We start from the raw sequence: 14,411 nt of genomic DNA on the forward strand, positions 1-14,411 counted from the left end.
CTCGTGGCCGACAGGTCGCTCGGGGCGGTGCCCGTCGGGTGGGATGCCGACATGGCCGTTACCGCGCTCTACAGCGCGCACTACCGGTCCCTTGTGCGTCTCGCTGTACTGCTCGTCCGCGACATGGCAACCGCGGAGGAGGTCGTGCAGGACGCGTTCGTCGCCATTCATGGTGCCTGGCGCAGGCTGCGCGATCCCGACAAGGCACTGGCCTACCTGCGCCAGTCGGTCGTCAACCGATCACGTTCGGTGCTCCGGCACCGGGCGGTCGTCGAGAAGTACGCCCCCAAGGGCCTGCCCGACGCGCCGAGCGCCGAGAACGGCGCGATCGGCGAGCTGGAGCGGTCAGCCGTCATCGAGGCGCTGCGAGGGCTGCCCGCACGCCAGCGGGAGGCGCTCGTCCTGCGCTACTACGGAGACCTGTCCGAAGCGCAGATCGCCGACGCGATGGGCATCAGCAAAGGCGCGGTCAAGAGTCACACGGCTCGCGGCATGGCCGCCCTACGAACCTCACTGGAGCAACTGTCATGACCGACTCCCCCGACGAGTACGGCGAGCTTCTCCGCCGTGCCCTCAGCGCGGAGGCGGACTCGGTCGTTCCCTCCCCCGACGGGCTGGAGATCATCCGCGCTCGCATCGAACGACGCGGGCTCCGGCGGCTGACCTGGTGGCGCGCCGGAGCCTCGGTCGCGGGGGCCGCGCTCGTCGCGGCCTCCGTCGTCATGGTGGTCCCCGGCCTGCGCGAGCAGGTGGCGCAGATCACCTTCTCCGGAGACGTCAAGCCCGTCACTCCGGCCCACACCGACCTGTCCGGGACCTCCCGGCCGCTGCCTCCGAAGAACGGGCAGGTCCCGCCCGCCGTCACCAGGTCCGGCGCGCCGCCCCCGCCCGCTCCCGAAGAGAGCAGGCGGACGACTCCGAGCCCGCCTCCGCAGCCGACTCCGGACCCGACGCGGAAGCCCACTCCCACGCCGACCCCCACCTGCCCGACGGCGACCGCGGAGGCCGTCCCGGTGGAGCCTCCGGCGGAGTGCGAGGAGACGGCGACGCCGGCCCCGACGCCTTCGGAGTCCGCGACGCCCTCGGAGAGCCCCTGTCCCGCCGACGGCTGCCAGCAGGTGGAGGAACCCCCGCAGCCGGAGCCGCCGCTCCCGTCGGAGCAGGTCACGCCGACCCCGATCGGGGGTTAGACCGGGCGGGCCGGGGTCACCAGCGGCCGGTGCGCGACTGGAGCACCGCCGCGGCGGCGACCCCGGCGGTCGAGGTCCGCAGGACCGTCGGCCCGAGCAGCGCCGTCACGGCTCCCGCCGCCCGGAAGGCGGAGAGCTCCTCGTCGGCGATCCCGCCCTCGGGCCCGACGACCACGACGATGTCGCCGTCGCCCGGCACCTCCAGCGCCGAGAGCGGCGAGTCGGCCTCCTCGTGCAGCACGATCCCCAGCGCCGCAGCCGACAGCAGCGCGGCCACCTCGGCCGTGCCCGCCGGCGCGGCCACCTCGGGCAACCGGAACCGGCGTGACTGCTTGCCCGCCTCCCGCGCGGTGGAGCGCCACCGCGCCAGCGACTTGGCCTCCCGCTCGCCCTTCCACCGGGTGACGCAGCGCAGCGCGGCCCAGGGCACGATGACGTCGACCCCGGCCTCCGTCATCATCTCCACGGCCAGCTCGCCGCGCTCGCCCTTGGGCAGCCCCTGGACCACGACCAGGCGCGGCCGGGACTCGGGCACCTCGTAGCGGCGCAGCACCTCCACCCGCAGCGAGTCCTTGCCCGGGGCCAGGACCACGCACTCGGCCACGGTGCCCGCCCCGTCGGTCAGGTCGAGCCGCTCGCCCTCCCGCAGCCGCCGTACGGCCGCGGCGTGGCGCCCCTCCGGCCCGCCGAACGTGAACTCGGGCAGGACCAGGTCCGCCGGGTCCGCCAGGAAGACGGGGACGGTCATCGGCCGTTGAACGCGTCCCGCAGGCGCGAGAAGAAGCCCTGCTGGCCGGGGGCGAACTTGCCGGGGGGCCGCTCCTCGCCGCGCAGCCTGGCCAGTTCCTTCAGCAGCTCCTCCTGGGCCGGGTCGAGGCGGGACGGCGTCTCCACGTTCACGTGGATGAGCAGGTCGCCGCGGCCGGTCTCGTTGAGGCGCTGGACGCCCCTGCCGTACAGGGAGATGGTCTGCCCGGACTGGGTGCCGGGCCGGACGTCGATCTCCTCGGCGCCGTCGAGGGTCTCCACGGTCAGGATCGTGCCGAGCGCGGCCGCCGTCATCGGGATCTGCACGGTGCAGTGCAGGTCGTCGCCGCGCCGTTCGAAGATCTCGTGCGGGCGCTCGACGATCTCCAGGAACAGGTCGCCGGGCGGGCCGCCGCCGGGGCCGATCTCGCCCTCGCCGGCGAGCTGGATGTGGGTGCCGTCCTCCACCCCGGCCGGGATGCGGACCTTGATGGTGCGCCGGGTGCGGACCCTGCCGTCGCCGGAGCACTCCTGGCAGGGGTGGCGGATGATCGAGCCGAACCCGCCGCACTGGGGGCAGGGGCGGGAGGTCATGACCTGGCCCAGGAAGGAGCGGGTGACCTGGGACACCTCGCCCCGGCCGTTGCACATGTCGCAGGTGTCGGGGTGGGTGCCGGCCGCGGCCCCGGAGCCCGTGCAGACCTCGCAGAGCACGGCGGTGTCGACGGTCAGCTCGCGGGTGGTGCCGAAGGCGGACTCGCGCAGGTCGAGCTCGACCCGGATGGTGGCGTTGCGCCCCCGGCGGGCCCGGGACCGGGGGCCGCGTCCGCCGCCCCCGGCGGCCGTGCCGAAGAAGGCGTCCATGATGTCGCTGAACGGGAAGCCCGCGCCGAACCCGCCGGCCCCCGCGCCGCCGCCGGCCCCGCCGAACGGGTCGCCGCCCAGGTCGTACATCTGCCGTTTGCCGGGGTCGGACAGCACCTCGTAGGCCTGGGTGATCTCCTTGAACCGCTCCTGGGTCGCGGGATCGGGGTTCACGTCAGGGTGCAGCTCACGGGCCAGCCGGCGGTAGGCCTTCTTGATCTCTTCCGCACTGGCGTCACGGCGCACCCCGAGGGTGCCGTAGTAGTCACTCTTAGCCACTTAGTCGACCTCTTAGGATGCAGCCAGGATCTGGCTGACGTAGCGTGCCACCGCGCGCACCGCGCCCATCGTGACCGGGTAGTCCATTCGTGTCGGCCCCAGCACACCGAGCCGGGCCAGTTGCTTGTCCCCCGAACCGTATCCGGCGGCGACGATCGACGTCCCCCGCAGCCCGGTGTAGGGGTTCTCCGAACCGATCCGCACGGTCAGTGTGGACGGGTCGGAGGTCTCGCCGAGCAGGCGCATGAGCACGACCTGCTCCTCCAGCGCCTCCAGCACGTCGCGCAGGCCGACGGTGAAGTCGGCCCCCGCGAGGTTGGCGGCCCCCGCAAAGACGATCTTCTCTTCCTGGCGCTCCACCAGGGACTCCAGGAGCACCGACAGGACCGTGGCGGCCAGCGGCCGGTCCTCGGCCGGCAGCCGCTCGGGCAGGTCGGCGACCTTGTCCGGCACGCTGGTCAGCCCGCAGCCGTCCAGGCAGGCGTTGAGCACGGCGCGCAGGTGGGCGACGCGGCCCTCGTCCACCACGTCGGGCAGCTCGACCACGCGCTGCTCGACCCGGCCGGTGTTGGTGATGAGCACGAACATCAGCCGGCGCTCGCTCAGCGGGACCAGCTCGACGTGCCGGACCGTGGAGCTGGTCAGCGACGGGTACTGCACCACGGCGACCTGCCGGGTGAGCTGCGCCAGCAGCCGCACGGTGCGCGTCACGACGTCGTCGATGTCCACCGCGCCCGCCAGGAACGTCTCGATGGCCCGGCGCTCGGCCCCCGACAGCGGCTTGACCTGGGAGAGCCTGTCGACGAACAGCCGGTAGCCCTTGTCGGTGGGCACCCGTCCGGCGCTGGTGTGCGGCTGGGCGATGTAGCCCTGCTCCTCCAGCACCGCCATGTCGTTGCGGATCGTCGCGGGCGACACGCCCAGGTTGTGCCGCTCGACGAGAGCCTTGGAGCCCACCGGCTCGTTGGTGGACACGTAGTCCTCGACGATGGCGCGAAGCACCGCGAGCTTGCGGTCATCGACCAACGTGCTCACCTCCCTGCCTGCACCCTGCGCGCCCGGACGGAGAACACCGGAGCTGGCACTCGGTGTTCCCGAGTGCCAGTGTACGGCTCCCGCCCGCGGGGTGGGATGACGCGGCCCGCAACCGGGGTCCGCACGGTCGTCAAGTCAACTGCTATTCGGATACAAGCGACAACCTCCACACTTGCCTTATGTCACACGATTTCGGCAACCCCTCCGGTGGCTTCGCCTCCCCCTCCGGCACCCCCCAGCACCCCGCCCAGCAGCCGGCGCAGCACCCCTCCGCCCAGCCGTACGGCGGCGCCCCTTCCTACGGCTACGCCCCGCCCGGCTACGGCGCCCCGCAGGGGCCGCCGCCGAAGGCGAAGGCGGGCCCGAGCATCGGCTGGATCGTGGGCGCCTGGCTGCTCGCGGTGGTCTCCGTGATCGCCGGCATCGCGGTCTTCGCCGGCGGCGTGCTCAGCTTCGCCGAGGACGCCGCGCCCCCGGCCTCCTACGGCCCGGGCGAGGTCTTCACCGTGCGGCTGGACCCGGCCGAGAGCCCCGCCCTCTACGTCTCCGCGGCCCAGGGGACCAGGTTCCAGTGCGGTTTCCAGGAGGGGACCCAGGGCCGGCTGGAGAACTCGTCCGTGCGGACGACCGTCACCGGCAGTGACGGGATCCCCTGGGAGCTGGCCTTCCGGATCGGCGTCGACCAGGCGGGCGAGTACAAACTCGGCTGCTCCGTCGAGGGTGAGGGCCAGGCCCGCTTCGGCGTGGGCCGCGAGCTGGCCGCCGGCGCCCTCGTGGGCGGCGTCGCGGCGTTCTTCCTGATCCCGGGCTTCGGCGTCCTGCTCGCCATCGTCGTGACCATCGTCGTACTGGTGAAGCGGAGCCGCGCCCGCAAGCTCAACGCCGCCGTCCCGGTGGGCGGGTGGGGGCCGGGCGGTCCCTACCGCGGGTGATCGCGGCCCCGCCCCGTGCGCTGCTAGCGTCCCATGCGTCGACGCGGACGCAGGAGGGGCGATGTACGAACGCGACGTGCTGGCGGGCGACTGGCGGCGGCCGGGCAGGGGGACGATCCCCCTGGTTCCGGCGGAGCCCGACCTGGTCGTGGAGGACGCCGAGGGCGGTTTCTGCGGTGCGGTGGTCGCCTGCGACAAGGAGGCCGTCACCCTGGAGGACCGGTTCGGGCGGCGGCGGGTGTTCCCGCTCGAGCCCGCCGCGTTCCTGCTGGAGGGCCGGGTCGTCACCCTGGTGCGGCCCGCCTCCGCGCCGAAGGCCCCCCGGCGCAGCGCCTCCGGCTCCATCGCGGTGGAGGGGCTGCGCGCCCGCGTCGCCCGGGAGAGCCGAATCTACGTCGAGGGCGTGCACGACGCCGCGCTCGTCGAGCGGGTCTGGGGCCACGACCTGCGGGTGGAGGGCGTGGTCGTGGAGTACCTCGAGGGCGTCGACCACCTGCCCGCGATCGTCGAGGAGTTCCGGCCCGGCCCGGACCGCCGGCTGGGCGTGCTCGTCGACCACCTGGTCGCCGGGTCGAAGGAGAGCCGGATCGCCGAGCGGATCACCTCCCCGCACGTGCTGGTCGTCGGCCACCCCTTCGTGGACGTCTGGCAGGCGGTCAAGCCGTCGGCGCTCGGCATCCCCGCCTGGCCGTCCGTACCCCGCGGCCGGCCGTGGAAGGAGGGCGTCGTCGCCGCCCTGGGCTGGGACCTGGAACCCGGTGACGCCTGGCGCCGGATCCTCGGGGCGGTCGCGACATATGCTGACCTCGAGCCGGAGCTGCTCGGCCCGGTCGAGGAGCTGATCGACTTCGTGACGGCCCCCGACGAGGCCGGCTGATCCCGAAGACCCACCAGGAGGGTCCATGAGCGACAATTCCGGGGAGCCCCGGCACGGGACCGAAGAAGACGACCCGACGCGACCCGGCCGGGGATACGACTCCGGCGGCGCCCGGCCCGGCCAGGGACACGACCACCGGCCCCCGCCCGCCTCGCCGTACGGCTCCGGCGGTTACGGCGCCCACGGCGGCGGCCACCCCGGACCCCAGCCCCCGCCCGGCGGCGCGTACGGCCGGCCCGCACCCGGCCTCTACGGCCAGGCGGTGCCCGATCCCTACGACCCGTACGGCCAGGCGGTGCCCGATCCCTACGACCCGTACGGCCAGGCCGCACCCGGCCCCTACGGCGCTCACGACCCCTACGCCCGGCCCGCGCCCGGCTTCCCCGAACCGTACGGGCCGTACGATCCGTACGGCCGCCACGGCCGGTACGGGTCGTACGGCCCGCGTCCCGGCACCGACGACACCACCCTGGCCATGGTCTCCCACCTGCTGGGCCTGCTCACCGGGTTCCTCGGCCCCCTGGTGATGTACCTGGTCAAGCGGGACGAGTCCCCCTACGTGCGGGACCAGGCCGCCGAGGCGCTGAACTTCCAGCTCACCCTGATGATCGCCTACGTCGTCGCCTCGGTGCTGATGTTCGTGTTCGTCGGCTTCCTGCTGCTGCCCCTGATCTGGATCGGGTCGGTCGTCTTCATGGTCCTCGCCGCCGTGGCGGCCAACCGCGGGGAGAGCTACCGCTATCCGATGTCCGTCCGCTTCGTCAGCTGACGGACGGCCCGCGGCGGCCGGGCGGATCAGCCGACCAGGTCGCGCACCAGGGCGTCGGCCAGCAGGCGGCCGCGGAGCGTCAGCACCGCGCGGCCCCGCTTGAACGGCTCGGTCTCCAGCAGGCCGCCGCCCAGCGCCCTGGCCACCACGATGGGGCGGTCGATCCCCGCCAGCGGGAAGCCGTCGGCCAGCCGCAGCTCCAGCATCAGCCGCTCCACCGCGCGGTCCTCCGGTCCCAGCACCTCCCGCGCGTGCGCGGGCGAGGCCCCCGCGGCCAGGCGCCCGGCGTAGGCCGCCGGGTGCTTGACGTTCCACCACCGGGTGCCGCCGACGTGGCTGTGCGCGCCGGGGCCGACGCCCCACCAGTCGCCGCCGGTCCAGTAGAGCAGGTTGTGGCGGCAGCGCGCCTGCGGCGAGGTCGCCCAGTTCGACACCTCGTACCAGCCGAAGCCCGCGCCGGTGAGCATCTCCTCGGCGATGAGGTAGCGGTCCGCAGCCACGTCGTCGTCGGGCATCGGCAGCTCCCCGCGCCGGATCCGGGCGGCGAGCCGGGTGCCCTCCTCCACGATCAGCGAGTACGCCGACACGTGGTCGGGCCCGGCCTCGATCGCCGCGGCCAGCGAGGCCCGCCAGTCGTCGTCGCTCTCCCCCGGCGTGCTGTAGATCAGGTCCAGGTTGACGTGCTCGAACCCCTCGGCCCTGGCCTCCCGTACGGCCTGCACCGCCCGGCCGGGCGTGTGCCGGCGGTCCAGCACCGCGAGCACGTGCTCGCGGGCGCTCTGCATGCCGAAGCTCATCCGGGTGAACCCGCCGCGCCTCAGCTCGGCCAGGTAGGCCGGGCCGACGGACTCGGGGTTGGCCTCGGTGGTCACCTCGGCGCCCGGGGCCAGGCCGAACTCCTCGTCGATCGCGCCGAGGATCCGCACCAGGTCGCGGGCGGGCAGCAGGGTGGGGGTGCCGCCGCCGAAGAACACGGTCTCGACCCTCGGGCCGGCGCCGCCCAGGATCGCGCGGGCCCGCCGCACCTCCTCGATCGCGGTGCCGGCGTAGTCCGCGTGCGAGGCGCCGGGACCGAGCTCGGACGCCGTGTAGGTGTTGAAGTCGCAGTAACCGCACCGGGTCACGCAGAAGGGCACGTGGACGTAGAAGCCGAAGGGCCGCGTGCCGAGACCGGCGAGCGCGCTCTCGGGCAGCTCTCCGGAGGAGGGTACGGGATCGCCGTCGGGAAGTGTGGATGGCACCTCCCAAGTCTGCCGTCCCCGCCGTGGTGCCCGGGACGGCCGGCCGTACGCCTCCGGGGGCGGCGGGCGCCGGCGCGGCCGCGGCGAGGGGTCGCATCGCTGCGCAGCAATTCGGCGGCAGGCCGTTGACGCGTGGATCGGCCGCGCCTACGATCCGGGAAAACTTAAAGGAAAGTTTCCTATAAGTTCTCCCCCCCGAACGTTGGAGAATCCGTGAAGAGATTCCTCCGGCCGATGGTCGCGGCGGTCATCGCCACCGGCCTCGCCGCCGCAGTCACCCCCGCCGCCGCCCACGCCGAGGCGCAGACCGGCCACGGCGAGCGCTTCAAGCGGGTCGGCTACTTCATCCAGTGGGGCGTCTACGGCCGCCAGTTCTTCGTCAAGGACGTCGACACCAGCGGTGCCGCCGCCAAGCTGACCCATCTCAACTACGCCTTCGGCAACGTCAGCGAGGAAGGCGCCTGCGTCTCGGCCGACCCCTGGGCGGACTGGCAGATGCCGCTGGACGACGCGCACAGCGTGGACGGCGTCGGCGACACCGCCGACCAGGTGCTCAAGGGCAACCTGAACCAGATCAAGGAGCTCAAGGCCAAGCACCCGGGCCTCAAGGCGCTGATCTCGCTCGGCGGGTGGAGCGGCTCGAAGTACTTCTCCGACGCCGTCCTCACCCCCGAGGGCCGCAGCAAGCTGGCCGCCTCCTGCATCGACCTCTGGCTCAAGGGCGACCTGACCGGCATGCCGGCCGGGAGCGGCGCCGGCGTCTTCGACGGCATCGACCTCGACTGGGAGTGGCCCGGCTCCGAGGGCAACGAGGGCAACGTGATCCGGCCCGAGGACCGGTGGAACTTCACCCTGTTCCTCGCCGAGCTCCGCCGCCAGATGAACGAGTACGACCCGAAGAGCGAGATCACCGCCTACCTGCCCGCCTCGGCGGCGAAGATCGACGCGGGCTTCGACGTCCGGGAGGTCTTCAGGAACCTGACCTTCGGCAACATCCAGGGCTACGACCTGCAGGGCTCGTGGGAGAAGGTCACCGGTCACAACGGCAACCTGTTCACCGACCGGCGCGACCCGCACGAGTTCACCTACAGCGTGGACCAGACCGTCCGCGACTACCTGTCGCGCGGCGCCCCCGCCAGGAAGATCGTGGTCGGCGTGCCCGCCTACGGCCAGGGCTGGACGGGCGTCAAGGGCGGCAGGAACGGCCTGTACGGCACCAGCACCGGCCCCGCCCAGGGCAAGTGGGCCGCCGGCACCGACGACTACAAGGAACTGGTGAACAAGCCCGGCAGGCGCTACCGCGACCTGCGCACCGGCGCCATGTGGCTCTACGACGGCAACGAGTTCTGGTCCTACGACGACCCGGCGGTCGTGACCCAGAAGGCGCTCTACGTCCGCCTGAAGGGCCTCGGCGGCTCCATGATGTGGTCGCTCGACCAGGACGACGCCAAGGGCTCGCTCACCTCGGCGCTGTACAGGGTCCTGCGCTGACGGCTCCGCAGGGCCCCCGCCCAGGCGGCTCCGCGGGACCCCCGCCCACGAACGCGGGGGCCTGCCGGAGGTCGCCCGCGGTGTGAACCGCCGCGGGAGACGGAGGCCGGGGGCGGGCACCGACCGGTGCCCGCCCCCGGCTCGCCCTGCGGCGCTACTTCTTGGGCTTGTCGGTGGAGGACTCGGTGGACAGCGCGGCGACGAAGGCCTCCTGGGGGACCTCCACCCGGCCGACCATCTTCATCCGCTTCTTGCCCTCCTTCTGCTTCTCCAGCAGCTTGCGCTTACGGGAGATGTCGCCGCCGTAGCACTTGGCGAGGACGTCCTTGCGGATGGCGCGGATGTTCTCCCGGGCGATGACCCGGGCGCCGATGGCGGCCTGGATCGGCACCTCGAACTGCTGCCGCGGGATCAGCTCGCGGAGCTTCTTGGCCATCTCGACGCCGTAGCCGTACGCCTTGTCCTTGTGCACGATGGCGCTGAAGGCGTCGACGGCCTCGCCCTGCAGCAGGATGTCGACCTTGACCAGCTCCGACTCCTGCTCGCCGGAGGGCTCGTAGTCGAGCGAGGCGTAACCGCGCGTGCGGGACTTGAGCTGGTCGAAGAAGTCGAAGATGATCTCGCCGAGCGGCATGGTGTAGCGGATCTCGACGCGGTCCTCCGACAGGTAGTCCATGCCCTGCAGGTTGCCGCGCCGGTTCTGGCAGAGCTCCATGATCGCGCCGATGAACTCCGAGGGGACCAGCACGGTCGACTTCACCATCGGCTCGAAGACCTTGTCCACCTTGCCGGTGGGGAACTCCGACGGGTTGGTGACGACGACCTCCTTGCCGTCCTCCATGATCACCCGGTAGACCACGTTCGGCGCCGTGGAGATGAGCGAGAGGTTGAACTCCCGCTCCAGGCGCTCGCGGACGATCTCCATGTGGAGCAGGCCGAGGAAGCCGCAGCGGAAGCCGAAGCCCAGCGCCGCCGACGTCTCGGGCTCGTAGACCAGGGCGGCGTCGTTGAGCTGGAGCTTGTCGAGGGCCTCGCGCAGCTCCGGGTAGTCGTCGCCGTCGACCGGGTAGAGGCCGGAGAAGACCATCGGCTTGGGGTGCTCGTAGCCGCCGAGCGCCTCTGCGGCGGGACGCCCCACGGAGGTCACGGTGTCGCCCACGCGCGACTGGCGGACGTCCTTCACCCCGGTGATCAGGTAGCCCACCTCGCCGACGCCGAGGCCCTGGTCGGCGATCTTCGGCTCCGGCGAGATGACGCCGATCTCCAGCGTCTCGTGGGTCGCGGCGGTGGACATCATCAGGATGCGCTCGCGCTTGCCCAGGTGGCCGTCCATCACCCGGACGTAGGTGATGACGCCGCGGTAGGTGTCGTAGACCGAGTCGAAGATCAGCGCACGGGCGGGCGCCTCGGCCGCGCCGACCGGGGCCGGGACGCGCTCGACCACGTGGTCCAGGAGCTCGCGGACGCCGGCACCGGTCTTGCCGGAGACCTTCAGCACGTCCTCCGGCTCGCAGCCGATGAGGTGCGCGATCTCCGCGGCGTACTTCTCCGGCTGGGCCGCGGGCAGGTCGATCTTGTTGAGCACCGGGATGATCGTCATGTCGGCGTTCATGGCCAGGTAGAGGTTGGCCAGCGTCTGCGCCTCGATCCCCTGCGCCGCGTCGACCAGCAGGATCGCGCCCTCGCACGCCTGCAGCGACCGGGAGACCTCGTAGGTGAAGTCCACGTGCCCCGGGGTGTCGATCATGTTGAGGACGTGGTCGGTCCCGCCGACCTTCCACGGCAGCCGGACCGCCTGGGACTTGATGGTGATGCCGCGCTCGCGCTCGATGTCCATCCGGTCGAGGTACTGGGCGCGCATGGAACGGTCGTCGACCACGCCGGTGAGCTGCAGCATGCGGTCGGCAAGCGTCGACTTGCCGTGGTCGATGTGCGCGATGATGCAGAAGTTGCGGATCACCGCGGGATCGGTCTGGCCAGGCTGATTACGCACCGGTGTCCGTTTCGACGGGATTGATGTTGATCAAGGGGCTGGCAAATCCAGCTATCTTCCCAGCAAGTTTAGCGAGAGGGGCGATGACTTCACGCCGCCGGGCGAGCCGTTCCGCCGCCACGCTTCCCTCACCACCCGCGGCGCCGTCCACGCACCGCTCGCCGTACCGCCCAGCCGTCCCTCCCGCCGCTCACCCCGGTGCTCGCCGTACCGCTCAGCCGTCCCTCCCGCCGCTCACCCCGGTGCTCGCCGTACCGCTCAGCCGTACCCGTCCACCCCGGCGCCCGCCCGCCGCTCCCGCCGCCCGCTCGTTGACGGAACGGGCGGGTCAGGATGACATGTCCGGATGACGAAATTCCGGCTGGCGGAAAAGATCACGGTACGGCGCTGCCTGCGCGTGCTCGCCGCGGTGACGGCCGTCCTCCTGGCGCTTCCCTCGATGGCCGCCGCCTTCTTCTGGATCCAGTTCGCCGGCACACCCGCCTCCTGGGCGCGGAGCACCGGCCACGACGCCCTCTGGCTGGGCCACGCCTGGGTGGACGGCCGCAGGACCGAGGCCGACGTGAAGGCCCTGGCCGTACGGTTGCGCGGCACCGGGATCCGGGACGCCTACGTCCACGCCGGCCCGTTCGACTTCGACGGGGGACTCCCGCCCGCGAAGTATCCCAACGCACGGGATCTGCTGAGATGGTGGCGGGCCGAACTGCCGGACGTCCGCGTCTCCGCCTGGCTCGGGCAGAAGGTCAACGGCGGAAGACTCGACCTGGGGGACCCGGCCGCCCGGCAGCGTGTGCTCGACGGCGCGCGGGACGTCATGGCCGCCGGGTTCGACGGCGTGCACTACAACTTCGAGCCGGTCACCAGCGGCGACGCGGACTTCCTCGACCTGCTGGACAGGACCCGCCCCCTCGTCGGCGACGGCCTCCTGTCCACCTCGACCCCGCAGATCGAGCCCCTCCCCGGTCTCCGCCCGGTCTCCCGCGCCGTCATCGGCCACGACAAGTACTGGCTGCGGGACTACTTCGGCGAGGTCGTGGCCCGCACCGACCAGGTGGCGATCATGACCTACGACTCCTACCTGCCGCTCGGCTCGCTCTACGGCGGCTACGTCGTGCAGCAGGGCGAGATCGCGCTGGAGCTCGCGCCCGAGGGCAAGACCCTGCTGCTGGGCGCGCCCGCCTACCACGACCACGGTTTCCCCTGGGGCGACGCGGCCGAGAGCGTCGCCGCGGCGGCCGAGGGCGCGCGGCTGGCGCTGACCCACCACGGAAGGCCGCGAGAGAGGTTCGGGCTCGCGCTCTACGTGGACTTCGCCGCCACGGACGAGGACTGGGCCGAATACGTCGGTTCCTGGTACCGGCCCTGAGACCGGCACGGTAAGCTGTACATGCATCCTTCTGCCCCGGCCGTCGATTTGAGCGACCACTTGGGCAGTTGGTAGCCTGTTCAACTGCGTGTGGCGCGCCCTCTCTGCCCGCGCGCCCCATCCGACGACATCACCGAGGCTTCTTCGTGGCGAACATCAAGTCCCAGATCAAGCGCAACCGGCAGAACGAGAAGGCCCGGCTGCGCAACAAGGCTGTCAAGTCGTCCCTCAAGACGGCGATCCGCAAGTTCCGCGAGGCCGCCGAGCAGGGCAACGTCGACGAGGCCATCGCGCTCCAGCGCGCCGCCTCCCGTCAGCTGGACAAGGCCGCCAGCAAGGGCGTCATCCACAAGAACCAGGCCGCCAACCGCAAGTCGGCGATCGCCCAGCGCGCCGCCACCCTGACGGCCGCCAAGTAGTCAGTCCCGGTTCTTCACCGAAGCGCCGCGGCCCCGTAACGGGTCGTGGCGCTTCGGCGTTCCACGGCTCCGCTCCCCGTCCCGGAGGCCGGGCCCTCGGATGCCCGCGCACCGCTGGAACCCTGAGCGGGGCCGGACCTCCTCGCACGAGGCCCGGCCGCTTCGCGCGGCACGGCCGTCAGCGGCCGTCGCGACTGGCCACGATGGTCTGCACGGCCCGCTCCAGCGCATAGGCCGGGTCCGCGCCGCCGCCCTTGACCTGCTCGTCCGCTGCGGCGACCGCCTGGAGCGCACGCGCGATGCCGACGGGCCCCCAGCCGTTCAGCTGCTCCTGGACCCGGCCGACCTGCCAGGGCGGCATGCCGAGGTGGGCGGCGAGCTGTCCGCCCCGCAGGTTGCGCGGGGCTCCGCCCACCTTGGCCAGCGAGCGCAACCCCCTGGCGAGTGCGCTCACCAGCAGCACCGGCGCGGTCCCCGTGGCCAGGGCCCACCGCACCTGTTCGAGCGCGTCACCCAGTCTGCCCGCGATGGCGGAGTCGGCCACGGTGAACCCGCTGACCTCCGCCCGGCCCCGGTGGTAACGGGCCACGGCGGCCTCGTCGATGGCCTTGCCCGGAGTGTCGAAGGCGAGCTGACTGCAGGCCGCCGCGAGCTCCCGCAGGTCGTTGCCGACCGCGTCGAGCAGGGCTCCGGCCGCGTCTGCGCTGACGGTCCGCCCCGCACGCTTCAGTTCGGCCTTCACGAAGGCCAGCCGTTCGGCGGGCTTGGTCAGCTTGCTGACGGTGACCACCCGGGCTCCGGCCTTCTTCACCCCGTCGACCAGGGCCTTGCCCTTCACCCCTCCGGGATGGACGAGAACCAGCACGGCGTCGTCGGAGGGGTCCGCCGCGTAGGAGACGATCTCGGAGACGACGTCCTTCGTCAGGTCCTGTGCCGAGCGGATGACCACCACGGAGCGGTCACCGAACAGCGATGGCGAGGTCAAGCGGGTCACCTCGCCCGATTCCACCTTTCCGCCCACCAGATCGACGACGTCCGCACCGGGGTCCGCCGCCCGGACCGCCGCGATCACCTCGCCCACCGCGCGGTCTGCCAGCAGTTCCTCGTCGCCGGTCACCAGGGTCACGGGTGCTGGATCGGTTGCCGCCATGCCGAGCAGCATGCCATGTGACGGCGACCGAATCGCAATCAGCAAGCCATCCGCAATC

Annotated in this window: 14 protein-coding genes; 8 read left to right on the forward strand and 6 right to left on the reverse strand. The window is 72.2% G+C overall.

Going from position 1 to position 14,411, the window contains the following annotated elements; translation table 11 throughout:
• Nucleotides 1-51 precede the first annotated feature (51 nt).
• Nucleotides 52-531: a SigE family RNA polymerase sigma factor gene (locus IEZ07_RS16790; protein WP_068897087.1), complete on the forward strand. Its 480-nt coding sequence runs from the start codon at nt 52-54 to the stop codon at nt 529-531.
• A complete protein-coding gene (locus tag IEZ07_RS16795; RefSeq protein ID WP_191895623.1) occupies nt 528-1,190 on the forward strand; it encodes a hypothetical protein in 663 nt (220 codons plus the stop codon). Before IEZ07_RS16790 ends, IEZ07_RS16795 begins: the two co-directional genes overlap by 4 nt.
• 16 nt (nt 1,191-1,206) lie before the next feature.
• On the opposite strand, the gene IEZ07_RS16800 is transcribed toward IEZ07_RS16795, so the two are convergent.
• Genes IEZ07_RS16800 through hrcA form a run of 3 tightly spaced genes read right to left on the reverse strand, consistent with a single transcriptional unit; the run spans nt 1,207 to nt 4,106 of the window.
• Nucleotides 1,207-1,938, reverse strand: a complete 732-nt coding sequence (locus IEZ07_RS16800) for a 16S rRNA (uracil(1498)-N(3))-methyltransferase (protein ID WP_191895624.1) — start codon at nt 1,936-1,938, stop codon at nt 1,207-1,209.
• Nucleotides 1,935-3,080 carry a molecular chaperone DnaJ gene (dnaJ, locus tag IEZ07_RS16805; protein ID WP_068896882.1) on the reverse strand — a complete coding sequence of 382 codons (1,146 nt, stop codon included), beginning with the start codon at nt 3,078-3,080 and terminating at the stop codon, nt 1,935-1,937. Before dnaJ ends, IEZ07_RS16800 begins: the two co-directional genes overlap by 4 nt.
• Nucleotides 3,081-3,092: 12 nt before the next feature.
• Nucleotides 3,093-4,106 (reverse strand): heat-inducible transcriptional repressor HrcA, encoded by a 1,014-nt coding sequence (gene hrcA, locus IEZ07_RS16810; RefSeq protein WP_191895785.1) that lies wholly within the window; start codon nt 4,104-4,106, stop codon nt 3,093-3,095.
• A gap of 188 nt (nt 4,107-4,294) precedes the next feature.
• Between hrcA and IEZ07_RS16815 the strand changes: the two genes are divergently transcribed.
• The 3 genes from IEZ07_RS16815 (at nt 4,295) to IEZ07_RS16825 (ending at nt 6,693) form a co-directional block, all read left to right on the forward strand.
• Complete coding sequence (locus IEZ07_RS16815; protein ID WP_191895625.1) at nt 4,295-5,047, forward strand: hypothetical protein; 753 nt, start codon at nt 4,295-4,297, stop codon at nt 5,045-5,047.
• Nucleotides 5,048-5,108: 61 nt separating this feature from the next.
• Nucleotides 5,109-5,924: a DUF3097 domain-containing protein gene (locus tag IEZ07_RS16820; RefSeq protein WP_191895626.1), complete on the forward strand. Its 816-nt coding sequence runs from the start codon at nt 5,109-5,111 to the stop codon at nt 5,922-5,924.
• A 25-nt stretch (nt 5,925-5,949) separates the two neighbouring features.
• Nucleotides 5,950-6,693, forward strand: coding sequence for a DUF4870 domain-containing protein (locus tag IEZ07_RS16825; RefSeq protein ID WP_191895627.1), 744 nt, complete (start codon nt 5,950-5,952; stop codon nt 6,691-6,693).
• Between the two features lie 26 nt (nt 6,694-6,719).
• Here IEZ07_RS16825 and hemW read toward each other — a convergent pair whose 3' ends face one another.
• On the reverse strand, nt 6,720-7,934 hold the full coding sequence (hemW, locus tag IEZ07_RS16830) for a radical SAM family heme chaperone HemW (protein WP_191895628.1): 1,215 nt from the start codon (nt 7,932-7,934) through the stop codon (nt 6,720-6,722).
• A gap of 213 nt (nt 7,935-8,147) precedes the next feature.
• On the opposite strand from hemW, the gene IEZ07_RS16835 reads away from it, so the two are divergent.
• Nucleotides 8,148-9,425, forward strand: coding sequence for a glycoside hydrolase family 18 protein (locus IEZ07_RS16835; protein WP_239320038.1), 1,278 nt, complete (start codon nt 8,148-8,150; stop codon nt 9,423-9,425).
• A 154-nt stretch (nt 9,426-9,579) separates the two neighbouring features.
• Here IEZ07_RS16835 and lepA read toward each other — a convergent pair whose 3' ends face one another.
• Complete coding sequence (lepA, locus tag IEZ07_RS16840; RefSeq protein ID WP_191895629.1) at nt 9,580-11,418, reverse strand: translation elongation factor 4; 1,839 nt, start codon at nt 11,416-11,418, stop codon at nt 9,580-9,582.
• Between the two features lie 346 nt (nt 11,419-11,764).
• On the opposite strand from lepA, the gene IEZ07_RS16845 reads away from it, so the two are divergent.
• Nucleotides 11,765-12,784 carry a glycoside hydrolase family 18 protein gene (locus IEZ07_RS16845; RefSeq protein ID WP_191895630.1) on the forward strand — a complete coding sequence of 340 codons (1,020 nt, stop codon included), beginning with the start codon at nt 11,765-11,767 and terminating at the stop codon, nt 12,782-12,784.
• A 146-nt stretch (nt 12,785-12,930) separates the two neighbouring features.
• Nucleotides 12,931-13,203, forward strand: a complete 273-nt coding sequence (gene rpsT, locus IEZ07_RS16850) for a 30S ribosomal protein S20 (RefSeq protein WP_068896890.1) — start codon at nt 12,931-12,933, stop codon at nt 13,201-13,203.
• A gap of 178 nt (nt 13,204-13,381) precedes the next feature.
• On the opposite strand, the gene holA is transcribed toward rpsT, so the two are convergent.
• Complete coding sequence (holA, locus tag IEZ07_RS16855) at nt 13,382-14,353, reverse strand: DNA polymerase III subunit delta (protein ID WP_204054391.1); 972 nt, start codon at nt 14,351-14,353, stop codon at nt 13,382-13,384.
• Nucleotides 14,354-14,411: the final 58 nt, after the last annotated feature.

Source organism: Planomonospora parontospora (assembly GCA_014647935.1).
Lineage (GTDB): Bacteria > Actinomycetota > Actinomycetes > Streptosporangiales > Streptosporangiaceae > Planomonospora > Planomonospora parontospora.

Excerpts from the sequence above, each read along its gene's own strand:
- IEZ07_RS16845 (WP_191895630.1), top strand. The coding sequence starts at position 11,765 with ATGACGAAATTCCGGCTGGCGGAAAAGATCACGGTACGGCGCTGCCTG.
- IEZ07_RS16790 (WP_068897087.1), top strand. The coding sequence starts at position 52 with ATGGCCGTTACCGCGCTCTACAGCGCGCACTACCGGTCCCTTGTGCGT.
- IEZ07_RS16815 (WP_191895625.1), top strand. The coding sequence starts at position 4,295 with ATGTCACACGATTTCGGCAACCCCTCCGGTGGCTTCGCCTCCCCCTCC.
- IEZ07_RS16800 (WP_191895624.1), bottom strand. The coding sequence starts at position 1,938 with ATGACCGTCCCCGTCTTCCTGGCGGACCCGGCGGACCTGGTCCTGCCC.
- IEZ07_RS16820 (WP_191895626.1), top strand. The coding sequence starts at position 5,109 with ATGTACGAACGCGACGTGCTGGCGGGCGACTGGCGGCGGCCGGGCAGG.
- IEZ07_RS16795 (WP_191895623.1), top strand. The coding sequence starts at position 528 with ATGACCGACTCCCCCGACGAGTACGGCGAGCTTCTCCGCCGTGCCCTC.
- holA (WP_204054391.1), bottom strand. The coding sequence starts at position 14,353 with ATGGCGGCAACCGATCCAGCACCCGTGACCCTGGTGACCGGCGACGAG.
- IEZ07_RS16825 (WP_191895627.1), top strand. The coding sequence starts at position 5,950 with ATGAGCGACAATTCCGGGGAGCCCCGGCACGGGACCGAAGAAGACGAC.